Source organism: Pseudoalteromonas sp. MER144-MNA-CIBAN-0113 (genome assembly GCF_040308965.1).
In the GTDB taxonomy this organism is placed as follows: Bacteria; Pseudomonadota; Gammaproteobacteria; order Enterobacterales; family Alteromonadaceae; genus Pseudoalteromonas; species Pseudoalteromonas tetraodonis.
Genome location: NZ_JBEOOG010000504.1, coordinates 1 through 249, shown reverse-complemented (window position 1 = coordinate 249; position 249 = coordinate 1). Strand labels below are relative to the sequence as shown.

Sequence of the window (249 nt, the reverse complement as noted above, 5' to 3'; positions counted from 1 at the left end):
ACCTTAAAGGCAGCCAAATGGTTACTTTTAAAGGTGAGCAGTTTTATGTGGTTTACCATCGTCTGCAGCTAGAGCAGCCTTATATAGATTGGTATGTAGGTCTACTTATTCCTACTAGCATGATTGAAGAGCCCGTAAATGCCGCAGTAACCGCAACAACAACTGCAGTAGTTATTATCTTAATTATTATATTAGCCATGATTTTATGGGCTACCCATATGATTTCAAAACCCATCACAACACTTACGC

At 39.0% G+C, this 249-nt stretch carries 1 pseudogene; it reads left to right on the top strand.

Annotated features, from left to right (window positions below):
* Positions 1 to 17: 17 nt before the first annotated feature.
* Positions 18 to 249: pseudogene (locus AAEY57_RS20695) on the top strand (methyl-accepting chemotaxis protein); the annotation flags it as partial.